The sequence below is a fragment of the Polaribacter glomeratus genome (genome assembly GCF_002954665.1).
GTDB classification, from domain to species: domain Bacteria; phylum Bacteroidota; class Bacteroidia; order Flavobacteriales; family Flavobacteriaceae; genus Polaribacter; species Polaribacter glomeratus.
Genome location: NZ_MSCM01000001.1, coordinates 1,347,466 through 1,359,679, shown reverse-complemented (window position 1 = coordinate 1,359,679; position 12,214 = coordinate 1,347,466). Strand labels below are relative to the sequence as shown.

The window sequence follows — 12,214 nt, the reverse complement described above, 5'->3', positions numbered from 1 at the left end:
AATTTGGTTAGTTGTTATTAAATAAAAAAATAATTTTTATTATTAATCTAATATAAAAAAAATAATGTTACGTTGTTGTATGCGAACATGTGTATTGTTGCTTTTTTAGTTAAATCAGTAAGAGTTTTAATGATTCAGTGAGTTATTTTTAAAGAAAACAATCAATTTTAATTATATTTGAGTTTAAGTAATGAAACTATTTTGATAGAAACATTCATATTTTTAATTACCGCTATTATAGGTTTCGTTACGTTGGCTTTATTGCTAAGGTCTTACAGATCAAATCCTTTTTGTAATTTTTTTTTAATAATAATTATAGGTGTAATTTCTTATCGTTTTTTCGTTCATGGTACTTATTATTTAGGTTTGCAATCTATTTTAAAACCAGTAACTGGTTCTTATTCAATATTTTATTTAGTATTAATTCCTTGTTTTTATTTGTATTATAAATACTTAACAATACAAGTTAAATCTTTTAGCTTCAAAGATTTAAAGCATCTTATTTTTATTGTATTTCTATTTCTTATTAATTCAATTGAAACCTTAGATAACACTGTTATCTTTCATTTTGGACCCATGACCAATTTCTTTTTTGTAGCAATATTTATACTATTTTACTTAATAATAACTTTTAAATTACTTATTAAGAAAATATGGTTCAGAAAAAATTTACTTTTAAATACTGAGCATTTTAATTTAATAAAAAATTGGACAATATATTTTTCTATTATTAATGCACTTTGTGCTCTATCGCTACTTGCCTCTATCTATAAAGAATTTAATAACGGAATTAGTGTTTCAGGAAAATCGTTGGCTATTTTTGGATTACTTTTTTGGGTATTTATCTTTTTTAAAATTTTAATTTCTCCAGAAATATTATATGGATTGCCAATATTGAATAGTACCTTATTAAAATTTAATGGCCCTTTAATTGAAGAAAAAGTGCCTGTGTTAGTTCAAAATAATAATTGGGTATTTGAAACGAACACTACTAAAAGCGATCAAGATCAAAGATTACAAGAAAATATTAGAGCCAATATAGAGAGTTATAGTAAAGAAGTCGATTTATTAAGTAAAGAAAAACTAATTTTTCGTAATCCAAAAATGTCACAAAGTGACGTTGCCGAAAAATTAGGAGTTCCTACAAGCCATATTGTGTATTTATTTAAATACCATTCAAAAATTTCTTTTTCAGAATACAGAACAAATGCTAGAATACAAGATGCTATTTTGATGATAAAAGAAAATTTTTTAAATACAGAAACACTAGAGTCTTTGGCATATAAATCAGGTTTTGCTTCTTACAATCCGTTTTATATCGCTTTTAAAAAAGTAACCACATATTCGCCTCAAGAGTATTTAAAGAGAAAAAACACTTAAAAAATATTTTTGCTTATTCGTGATGATAAGGCTCATTCTTTAAAATAGTAAAACCTCTGTACAATTGTTCAACAATAAAAAGACGAATCATTTGATGCGAAAATGTCATTTTTGATAAGGAAATTTTTCCTTGAGATTTACTATAAACTGCATCAGAAAAACCATAAGGACCGCCAATTACCAAAACTAATTGTTTTATTCCTGAGTTCATTTTTTTTTGTAAATAGGTAGAAAACTCAATAGATGTGTAGTGTTTGCCTTTATCATCTAACAAAATTAATTCATCTGTATTTTGTAGTTTTGATAAAATCAATTCACCTTCTTTTTCTTTTTGCTGTATTTCGCTTAAATTCTTAACATTTTTAATATCAGGAATAATTTCTAACTCAAACTTTATATAATGTTTTAAACGATTTTGATATTCATCAATTAATTTAATTAACTGTTTGTTATCCGTTTTTCCTATGGTAAGTAATTTAATTTTCATTTTTTTATGTCTGTTCTAGCGCAGTTGAGAACTAATTGTTTTCTCGATTATACTATCTTTAAGCATTACAAATTTATCAGTTTTTAAAACATAAATTAGCTTGAACGGACAAAAAGTTGAAAATCATCCCTATTTTTACATCAGAATAAAAAAACATGATATCAAAAGAACAATTTAACAACGAATTAGACCTAATTATAAAAAATGCTATTAGAGAAGATGTTGGTAATGGCGATCATACATCACTTTCATGTATTCCTGCGGATGCAAAAGGTACAGCAAAATTATTGGTAAAAGATAATGGAATTATTGCCGGAGTTGAATTTGCAAAACAAGTTTTTAAATATGTGGATGCAGGTTTACAAGTAGAAACTTTTATAAATGATGGCGAAAAAGTAAAATATGGTGATATTGTTTTTCATGTTTCTGGTAAATCTCAATCCATTTTAATGGCAGAGCGATTGGTTTTAAATGCGATGCAAAGAATGAGTGCAATTGCAACGAAAACTGCTTTTTTTGCTGATTTGTTAAAAGGAACCAAAACCAAAGTTTTAGATACTAGAAAAACAACGCCAGGAATTAGAGCTTTAGAAAAATGGGCAGTTAGAATTGGAGGTGGAGAAAATCACCGTTTTGCCTTGTATGATATGGTGATGATTAAAGATAATCATATCGATTTTGCAGGCGGAATTACAGCTGCAATTACAAAAACTAAAAAGTATTTAACAGAAAAAAATCTTGATATTAAGATAATTGTAGAAGCCAGAAGTTTAGCAGAAATTAAGGAAATCTTAACCAATAAAGGTGTTTATAGAATTTTGATTGATAATTTTAATTATGAAGACACAAAAAAAGCAGTTGCGTTAATTGGTGATGCGTGTTTAACAGAATCTTCTGGCGGAATTAACGAAGAAACCATTAGAAAATATGCAGAGTGTGGTGTTGATTTTATTTCATCGGGTGCATTAACACATTCCGTTTACAATATGGATTTGAGTTTGAAAGCGCTATAAAATTTCATGTTTAAAATTTAGAATAAAAAATATGGACGATTATTTTGAAAGCGAAGAATTCATAAAGATAGATTTTAGAAAAACAAAAATCAAAAAAGGAGAGTATGATAATTGTACATTTACAAACTGTAATTTTGAATTAATTAACACTTTAAACATCCAGTTTGTATCGTGTATATTTAAAGATTGTAATTTAAGCAATGCTATTGTAAAACATACTGCTTTTAAAGATGTACAGTTTGTTAATTGTAAATTATTGGGTGTAAAATTTAATGAATGTGATGCATTTTTATTACAGTTTTCGTTTAAAGATTGTCAGTTAAATTTCTCATCATTTTATCAATTAAAAATAAAAAACACAAAATTTACAAATTGCAATTTAGAAGCAGTCGATTTTACAGAAACTGTTTTATTTGGTTCAATTTTTGATAATTGTGATTTAAAACAAGCCGTTTTTGATAATAGTAATCTGGACAAATCAGATTTTAGAACAGCTTTTAATTTTAATCTTCATCCAGAGAAAAATAGTTTAAAAGGAGCAAGGTTTAGTAAAGAAAATATTACAGGACTTTTAGTAGCTTATAAAATAAATATAGAATGAAAAGTATAAAATTTTGTTTGATTTTAGTGGTATGTATTATTTTTTCTTGTCAAAGTGAGCAAAATAATATTTCAGTTTTTAGGTATTCTTTACAAAATGATAGCATTCAAAAATTAAAATTGAATACCAATAAAATAGCTGATTTACAGATTTTTAAATATCAAGACTCTCAAGATGCTATTAAAAGTATAGATTTGAAGTATAATCTTAATCGTGATTTTCTAATAACCGATATGGATACTTTTTTGGTTCAAGAAAACACGTATAAATCTAAAAGCTTAGAGTTTAAAATGTATCAAACTAAAAAAGTTACAAGCCATAATAGAACCTTAGTTTTTAATGAGAATTATGGTCTTTTGGCAAGCTTAGCGGTTGGTGCAGATTTTATATTTTTAAAAGATTCTTTAGCAAATAAGGATCGAAATATAATTTTTAAAGAAATATTTTTAAATTTAAATAAAGTTAATATTGATTAACTATGCCACTTAATTAATGACAAAAGAAATAGAAAAAAACATCTCTAAAGTACCAATTTTAAATTTATTGGTAAAATTTGGAAAACAAATAAAAATACCAGGTTTAGAAGGAATGTCTCTGTATGACGTTCTAGAAATGTATGGTATTGGTATCATTAGAGGCGCTTTAACATCGCGAGCTGGCGGAATTGCTTTTAGCTTTTTTATGGCAATTTTCCCTTTTATGCTATTTATTTTAACGTTAATTCCGTACATCCCAATAGACGGTTTTCCCGAAGGATTATTTTCATTTATCAAAGATGTTTTGCCGCCTCAAACCTTTGAATCTGTTGATTCTGTTTTAATTGATATTACAAATAACCAATACGGTGGTTTGTTATCCTTCGGATTTTTAGGCTCTATTTTTTTAATGACAAACGGTATCAATGCTATTTTTGGAGGTTTCGAATACTCGTATCATGTTAGCGATAATCGTAATGTTTTTAGAGCGTATTTAATTTCATTAGCAGTTTCTTTATTAATATCATTTTTTTTAATTATAACAGTAACTTTAGTAATTTTATATGAAGTAGCCCTCGTAAAAATGAACGATAAAGGTTGGCTAAATAACGAAGATTTAAATTTCTTTTTCTACGGTAAAAATATTTTATTTTTAATCATGATTTTTACTACAGTTGCAATATTATTTAGATTTGGAACAAAACAAGTAAAAGCGATTAAATTCTTTTCTGCTGGCGCAATTCTAACTACTATTTTATCACTATTTACCTTTTACTTATTTGGTATTTACGTTGTTAAATTTGCACAATACAATCAACTTTATGGTTCTATTGGTACCTTATTAATTTTAATGTTATTTGTTTGGTTAAATGCAATTATTTTGTTGCTTGGGTTTGAGTTAAATGCAACATTATTCATGCTAAAGCGGATAAATAAAAAAGATTCTACTCAGTAATTTCATCTCATTTTCACGATATTTGCACGCGCAATTTAAAATTGCAAGTGTTAAATTTTAAGTGATTAGCTTTAAGTGTAAGTACTAAAACTAAAAACTAAAAACTAAAAACCAATAAATGAAACCAAGCATACCTAAAGGAACAAGAGATTTTTCGCCAACAGAAGTAGCAAACAGAACGTATATCATGAATGCGATTAAAGCTTCTTTTGAAACTTTCGGATTTCAACCAATAGAAACTCCTAGTTTTGAAAATTCAGAAACTTTAATGGGTAAATATGGCGAAGAAGGTGATCGATTGATTTTTAAGATTTTAAATTCTGGAGATTATTTAGCCAAGGCTGATGAAAAATTATTATCAGAAAAAGATAGTTTAAAAGTAACGTCTCAAATATCAGAAAAAGCACTTCGTTACGATTTAACGGTGCCTTTTGCAAGATACGTTGTACAACATCAAAACGAAATTACGTTTCCTTTTAAACGCTATCAAGTGCAGCCCGTTTGGAGAGCAGACAGACCGCAAAAAGGACGTTTTAGAGAATTTTTTCAATGCGATGCAGATGTTGTTGGTAGTACATCTTTGTGGCAAGAAGTAGAATTTATTCAATTATACGATACTGTTTTTACTAAACTAGGTTTACATAAAACTACAATCAAAATTAATAATAGAAAAATCTTATCAGGAATTGCAGAAGTTATTGGCGCTCAAGATAAATTAATCGATTTTACAGTTGCTTTAGATAAGCTAGATAAAATAGGGAAAGATGGCGTTGTAAAAGAAATGTTATCAAAAGGAATTACAGAAGAAGCGATTGAAAAAGTGCAACCTCTATTTAATTTTACGGGTTCAAATTTAGATAAACTAGCTTCTTTAGAAGGAATGTTGCAAACATCCGAAGAAGGAAAAAATGGAGTAGAAGAGTTACGTTTTGTAATAAATGCGGTTGATTCTTTGGGCTTAACATCTGCTAATTTAGAGGTTGATGTAACACTTGCAAGAGGCTTAAATTATTATACAGGCGCAATTTTTGAAGTATCAGCGCCAAAAGGTGTAAATATGGGCTCAATTGGTGGTGGTGGAAGATATGATGATTTAACAGGTATCTTTGGTTTAAATGATGTTTCTGGAGTGGGTATTTCTTTTGGATTAGACAGAATTTATTTAGTTTTAGAAGAATTAGGCTTGTTTAAAGCTGTCGATAACCCAAAACCAAAAGTTATTTTCTTAAATTTTGACGCTTCAACAGATTTATTTAAAATGAAGGCCTTAAAAGCGTTAAGAGAAAATAATATAAAATCAGAGTTTTATCCTGATTTAGGTGAAAGTAACAAGCAGCAAAAGCGACAATGGAAATACGTTACGAGCAGAGAAATAGAATTTGTAGTTTCTAGCTTAGAAAATGACGTTTTCACCTTAAAAAACATGATTTCTGGAGATCAGATAGAATGTTCGTTATCAGAATTAGTAAATAAGTTAAACTGATATTAAGTTATAGTTTTATAATTTTTATTGATTGGTAAATTAAAATAATACGTTGCAAACTCGTAAATTTGCACTTTAATAACGAATGAAATGTTTGAATTGAGTAGCAAAATGAATGACGAAAGAATTAACGAAATAGGAGAAAACCATGTGGGAACTTCGGCACAAAACCCGATAAGACCAGATGCTTTTGATATTTCTGATGAACAAAAAATTAAAAAAATCGAAGAAAGTGTTAGAGATATTTTAAACACTTTAGGGATGGATTTAACAGACGATAGTTTACAAGGAACTCCAAAAAGAGTTGCAAAAGCATTTGTAAATGAAATATTTATGGGATTGAATCCTAAAAATATGCCAAAACCATCAACTTTTGAAAACAACTACAGCTATGGCGAAATGTTGGTAGAAAAAAACATTGTTGTGTATTCTACTTGCGAACATCACTTATTGCCAATTATTGGTAGAGCACACGTTGCCTATATTTCTGATGGAAAAGTAATTGGTTTATCAAAAATGAACAGAATTGTAGAGTATTTTTCTAAAAGACCTCAAGTTCAAGAGCGTTTAACCATGCAAGTTGTGCAAGCAATGCAAGAAGCTTTGGGTACACAAGATGTTGCTTGTGTAATTGATGCCAAACATTTGTGTGTAAATTCAAGAGGAATTAAAGATATTGAAAGTTCTACGGTTACCGCAGAATTTGGAGGTAAATTCAAAGAAAAAGACACAAAAAGAGAGTTTTTAGATTACTTAAAAATGAATACTAAATTCGATTAAATTTTAAATTCTGAGTAGTCAGAAATCAATATAAATTGTAAATATCCGTTTAGAAATTTCTAAACGGATTTCTTTTATTCATTTCTTTAAAGAATAGTTATTTTTTACATTGTATTGTTCTTGTATTGGTCGGTTTTTACTTTAAATCGGTTAATAATTATATTTTTATCAAAAAACATATTTTGATAAAACAAAAATTTAAAGTCTCTGTCCTAAGTTTTCTTTTTCTTGCTTTTTCAATAGCAATAACTTCTCAAACTACACAAGTTGGTAGTGGTAGTTTTACAAATACTTTTCCTGGTTCAGATTCTGCCGGAAGAAATGGATATCCTTCAGGTACACCTCAATTAAGTGGTAATGCTTTAGGAAAACCAGTACCAACAAATGATTGGTGGTCTAAGTTAGTCAAAGAAAATCATGCAGATAATTTGTTTAATTATCCGATGACTTTAAAAACTACAAATACAGGTTTAATTGTTACCTATATTCCTTGGGGAGTTATTGGTGATTCTGCGCCAATTGAAATAAAACTATCAGGTTTATCAACCACAAAAACAACTGTTTCTGATTATTCAGATTGGACAGTAACCATGAACTGGAAAGACAGTACACACGAATTAAAAGCTACAGCAGGTATCGGAATGCCTTTTTTATATTTTGAAAAAGATGCCGATGATATTGTTGAGATTAAGGTAAACGCGGGTTCAGCAAGCATAAATAACGAGCTTTTAATTATAGAAAATGCTGCTAGTGGAGCCGATTTTGTTTTTTATGCACCAACAGGAAGTTCTTGGGTAAAATCAGGTAACATATATACATCAGCCTTAAATGGCAAAGACTATTGGTCTATGGCAATGTTGCCAATACATACAAGTAATGTTAGTTCTACGGCTCAAGACTTAAAAAAATATGCGTATGTATTTCCTGCAAATACAACAACATCTTGGAGTTACAACGAAAGTAACGCTAAAGTTATAACTACTTTTTTGGTGGATACAAATGTAAAAGAAGGTGCAAATTCAAATATGTTAATAGGTTTGTTGCCGCATCAATGGTCTAATTTAGCTTCTAATTCAGCTACGCCAAGTAATTTATCTTATAGTTCTGTTAGAGGAGAATTAAAAATGTTAGAGGGCAATAGTTTTATAGTAGAAAACACGTACAAAGGTATTTTACCTACAATTCCTTATTTAGCAAATTACAGTGCTGGTTTTAGTCCATCTGAATTAGATACTAAAATTTCTCAAATTGAAAATGATGGCTTAGCAACTTGGACCGATTCTTATAATGAAGGTCAAGTTATGAATCGCTTAATTCAAACTGCCAGAATTGCAGATCAAACAGGTGATGTTGAAGCAAGAAATAAAATGATTGCAACGGTAAAAAAAAGATTAGAAGATTGGTTAACCCATGAATCAGGAGAAGTTGCTTTCTTGTTTTATTATAATAGTACTTGGTCTGCAATGTTGGGATATCCCGCAGGTCACGGACAAGATAGTAACTTAAACGATCATCATTTTCATTGGGGATATTTTATTCATGCCGCTGCTTTTATGGAACAATTTGAACCAGGTTGGGCATTAAAATGGGGCGAAATGATTAATACTTTAATTCGTGATGCCGCTTCTTATGATAGAAATGACACACAATTTCCTTTTCTAAGAAATTTTAGTCCGTATGCTGGTCATAGTTGGGCGAATGGTTTTGCAACTTTTCCACAAGGAAATGATCAAGAATCAACATCAGAAAGTATGCAATTTGCCTCTTCATTAATTCATTGGGGAACAATAACCGAGAATAATACGATTAGAGATTTAGGAATTTACATTTATACCACAGAACAAACTGCTGTTGAAGAATATTGGTTTGATGTCTATGATCGTAATTTTAGAGCAAACCAACAATACAGTTTAGTTTCTAGAGTTTGGGGTAATTCTTCGGATAATGGTACATTCTGGACTTCGGATATTGCAGCTTCTTATGGAATCGAAATGTATCCTATTCACGCAGGATCTTTTTATTTAGGACACAATCAAGAATATTCTAAAAAACTTTGGAGCGAAATTTCCTCAAATACAGGTGTTTTGAGCAGAGAGGATAATGATAATTTATGGCATGATACATATTGGAAATATTTATCCTTCACAAATCCACAAGAAGCGGTTAATTTATACAACGCATATCCAGAGAGAAATTTAAAGTTTGGTATTTCTGATGCACAAACCTATCATTGGTTGCATTCAGTAAATGCAATGGGGGTTATTGATGCAACAATTACGGCAAATTATCCTATTACTGCTGTATTTAAACAAAATGGAGAAACTACGTATGTTGCGCATAATTATTCCGATGTAGAAATTACGGTAACTTTTTCTGATGGATTTCAATTAGTAGTGCCTGCTAATCAAATGAAAACCAATAGAGATATCGATGCTTCTGGTGTTTTATCTTCGGATTTTACGCAGGCTTTTCCAAACGGAAGTGTAAATTTATCTGCGGCAATATCAGGAAATAGTAGTACTAAAGTAGCATTTTATGATGGTTCCACTTTAATTGGTGAAGATGCAACTGCTCCTTATCAGTTAAAAGCAGCGAATCTTACTTTAGGGGTGCATGGTTTTTATGCAAAAATATTTATTGATGAACAATTTAATGTAACAAATATTGTGAATGTTCAAATTGGTGAGCAAGTATCTTATTCAGGAATACCAATTGCTATTCCAGGAACTTTCGATGCTGGATTTTACGATAAATTTGAAGGAGGAAAGGGTCAAAACATAGCATATATAGACAACTCTGTTGGAAATAATGGAGATTTTAGGATAGAAGAAAATGTGGATGCTATTATCGTAAATGGCGAAGGAGCCACTGTTGGATGGACAGGCGCTGGAGAATGGATGGAGTATACAATTAATGCTGAAACGGCTGGTTTGTATGATTTGAGTTATAGAGCAGCTTCGGGAAATTCTAGTGGAGGAGGACCTTTCTATTTTGAAATAGAAGGAAAAAAAATAAGTCCAAGTATAGTTGTACCAAATTCGAATGGCTGGGAAAATTGGAGTACAAATACTGCTGCGGATATTGAATTAACAAAAGGAGAACATGTTTTAAGATTGTTTATCGAAAGTGGAGAATTTAATTTAGGAAGAATCACTTTTTCTTACAAAAGTCCGTTGAGTTTTACGCCACCTGTTGCAAATGCAGGAGAAAATGTTTCTGTAGTTTTACCAGCAACAGTAGCAACTTTAAATGGTTCTTTAAGTAATGATCCAGAAGGCGAGACGATTACTTATAATTGGATGCAGATATACGGACCGTCAATTATAAACTTTGATAGTAAAACAATCGCATCACCAAATGTTTCTAACCTTGAAGATGGTGTTTATAAGTGTAAATTAACGGTCAGTGATGGTACTTATAGCGATTTTGATGAAGTTTTAATTTTGGTTTCAGAATCAGGAAATCTAAGTCCAACAATTTCAATTACTTCGCCTAGCGATGGTTCATCAATTAAAGAAGGAGTTGCCATTACCATAAATACAATTGCAAGTGATCTAGATGGTTCTGTTACAGTAGTCGAATTTTTTGATGGAGCAACAAAATTAGGGGAAGATATAACTGCACCATTTAATTTTGTTTGGAACGGAGCAAGTATTGGAAATCATCAACTTACAGCAGAAGCAACAGATAATTTGGGTGCTAAAAGCACTTCTGCAGTAGTTGCTGTTTCAGTAATGGAAGAAAAGCGATGTTCAGAAATATCAACGGATGCGCAGCAAGGAAGTTTTTCAGAAGGCTATGAAGTAACTTTTGAAACTGTAGGCACAAGTGTAACCATTACATTTAAATTATTAGACACCAATAAAGCCGGAGTGATTGCTTATTTATGGAAACAAACTCCATTTTCTGAAATCCAAATGGATCAAGTATCTGGTTTAACTTTTTCTAAAACCATTAGTGGTTTAACAGCGGGTACAACAATTAGTTATGCTTGTAAATTTGCTTATTCAGGTGGTTTGGCTGTTACAAAATATTTTAGTTACGTTGTAGGAACAGGTTGTACTGGTAGTAATTCTGATGAAGCAGCGCCAGAAAATTTTACTGCTTCTCTTGGAAATATAACTTCCTCTAGTGTTGAGTTTTTATTAAATGCTACAGATGATTCTGGTAAAGTAATGTATGATATATCATATGGTACAACTTCAAAAGTTGTAAACGGAGATTCGGGACTTCAAAAATCGTATATTTTAAGTGGCTTAACTCCAGAAACTTTATATTCATTTTCGATAACGGCTAGAGATCTTTCTGGAAATTTAGCTTCAAATAATCCAGTAACATTGCAAGCGACCACTTTAGCAAATACGAATTCAGAATGCGCTGGTTTAGAAAGTGCCGCTACACAAGGCTCTTTTTCGGTAGGGTATACCTATGGATTTGTGACGAATGGAACAGATGTTACAATTACGTTTGAGCTTTTAGATGCAGATAAAACGAGTGTAGTCGCTTATTTATGGAGACAAACTCCGTTTTCTGAAGCATCAATGAGTGTCGTTTCAGGAAAAAAGTTTTCTAAAACAATTAGTGGTGTAACCAACTGGCAAACCATAAGTTACGCTTGTAAGTTCGCTTTTGCAGGAGGTTTAGCCGTGACAAAATATTTTTCTTATACGGTAGGAAATAATTGCACTTTGCAAGCTGAGAAGTATGATTTTGCACAGTTTGTTCAAATTTTACCAAATCCTGCTAAAAAGAGTTTAAAGATAAATTCCCCTTTATTAACGGTTAAAAAAGTAGAAATTTATTCAGTGTTAGGAAAAAGGATAGGTAATTTTAATACAAGTTTTGAAAGTTTACATATTGAAGATTTATCTAGTGGACTTTATATTATTAGAATATTTTTTCAAGAAGGAATTTATACTACAAAATTTGTGAAAGAGTAGAATCGTAACTAATTATAAAACTAAAAAATCCGTTTAGAAATTTCTAAACGGATTTTTTTATTTTTAGAGAATTTATCAGTTCAAATAATTTTTCTTTTT

General features: G+C 30.1%; 9 protein-coding genes. 8 read left to right on the top strand and 1 reads right to left on the bottom strand.

All coding sequences use genetic code 11. The features are described 5' to 3' along the window. Nucleotides 1-177: 177 nt before the first annotated feature. Nucleotides 178-1,380, top strand: coding sequence for a helix-turn-helix domain-containing protein (locus BTO16_RS05825; protein ID WP_245891997.1), 1,203 nt, complete (start codon nt 178-180; stop codon nt 1,378-1,380). Between the two features lie 13 nt (nt 1,381-1,393). Here the strand turns inward: BTO16_RS05825 and rlmH are convergent, their stop codons facing one another. Further along, nucleotides 1,394-1,867: a 23S rRNA (pseudouridine(1915)-N(3))-methyltransferase RlmH gene (gene rlmH, locus BTO16_RS05820; RefSeq protein ID WP_105020686.1), complete on the bottom strand. Its 474-nt coding sequence runs from the start codon at nt 1,865-1,867 to the stop codon at nt 1,394-1,396. Nucleotides 1,868-2,022: 155 nt separating this feature from the next. Here rlmH and nadC point away from each other — a divergent pair, with 155 nt between their 5' ends. The 7 genes from nadC to BTO16_RS05785 all read left to right on the top strand — a co-directional run bounded on the left by nadC (nt 2,023) and on the right by BTO16_RS05785 (nt 12,115). Next, nucleotides 2,023-2,880: a carboxylating nicotinate-nucleotide diphosphorylase gene (gene nadC, locus BTO16_RS05815; RefSeq protein ID WP_105020685.1), complete on the top strand. Its 858-nt coding sequence runs from the start codon at nt 2,023-2,025 to the stop codon at nt 2,878-2,880. Between the two features lie 31 nt (nt 2,881-2,911). After that, nucleotides 2,912-3,481: a pentapeptide repeat-containing protein gene (locus BTO16_RS05810; RefSeq protein ID WP_105020684.1), complete on the top strand. Its 570-nt coding sequence runs from the start codon at nt 2,912-2,914 to the stop codon at nt 3,479-3,481. Beyond that, nucleotides 3,478-3,957, top strand: coding sequence for a hypothetical protein (locus BTO16_RS05805; protein WP_105020683.1), 480 nt, complete (start codon nt 3,478-3,480; stop codon nt 3,955-3,957). The genes BTO16_RS05810 and BTO16_RS05805 overlap by 4 nt, the downstream gene beginning before the upstream one ends. A gap of 16 nt (nt 3,958-3,973) precedes the next feature. After that, nucleotides 3,974-4,912 (top strand): YihY/virulence factor BrkB family protein, encoded by a 939-nt coding sequence (locus tag BTO16_RS05800; protein WP_105020682.1) that lies wholly within the window; start codon nt 3,974-3,976, stop codon nt 4,910-4,912. A gap of 118 nt (nt 4,913-5,030) precedes the next feature. Beyond that, nucleotides 5,031-6,395 (top strand): histidine--tRNA ligase, encoded by a 1,365-nt coding sequence (gene hisS, locus BTO16_RS05795; RefSeq protein WP_105020681.1) that lies wholly within the window; start codon nt 5,031-5,033, stop codon nt 6,393-6,395. A gap of 111 nt (nt 6,396-6,506) precedes the next feature. After that, a complete protein-coding gene (folE, locus tag BTO16_RS05790) occupies nt 6,507-7,175 on the top strand; it encodes a GTP cyclohydrolase I FolE (protein WP_245891996.1) in 669 nt (222 codons plus the stop codon). Nucleotides 7,176-7,357: 182 nt separating this feature from the next. Then, a complete protein-coding gene (locus BTO16_RS05785; protein ID WP_245891995.1) occupies nt 7,358-12,115 on the top strand; it encodes a glycosyl hydrolase in 4,758 nt (1,585 codons plus the stop codon). Nucleotides 12,116-12,214: the final 99 nt, after the last annotated feature.

Coding starts and splice junctions, on each gene's coding strand:
- rlmH (WP_105020686.1), bottom strand. CDS start 1,867: ATGAAAATTAAATTACTTACCATAGGAAAAACGGATAACAAACAGTTA.
- nadC (WP_105020685.1), top strand. CDS start 2,023: ATGATATCAAAAGAACAATTTAACAACGAATTAGACCTAATTATAAAA.
- BTO16_RS05810 (WP_105020684.1), top strand. CDS start 2,912: ATGGACGATTATTTTGAAAGCGAAGAATTCATAAAGATAGATTTTAGA.
- BTO16_RS05805 (WP_105020683.1), top strand. CDS start 3,478: ATGAAAAGTATAAAATTTTGTTTGATTTTAGTGGTATGTATTATTTTT.
- BTO16_RS05800 (WP_105020682.1), top strand. CDS start 3,974: ATGACAAAAGAAATAGAAAAAAACATCTCTAAAGTACCAATTTTAAAT.
- hisS (WP_105020681.1), top strand. CDS start 5,031: ATGAAACCAAGCATACCTAAAGGAACAAGAGATTTTTCGCCAACAGAA.
- folE (WP_245891996.1), top strand. CDS start 6,507: ATGAATGACGAAAGAATTAACGAAATAGGAGAAAACCATGTGGGAACT.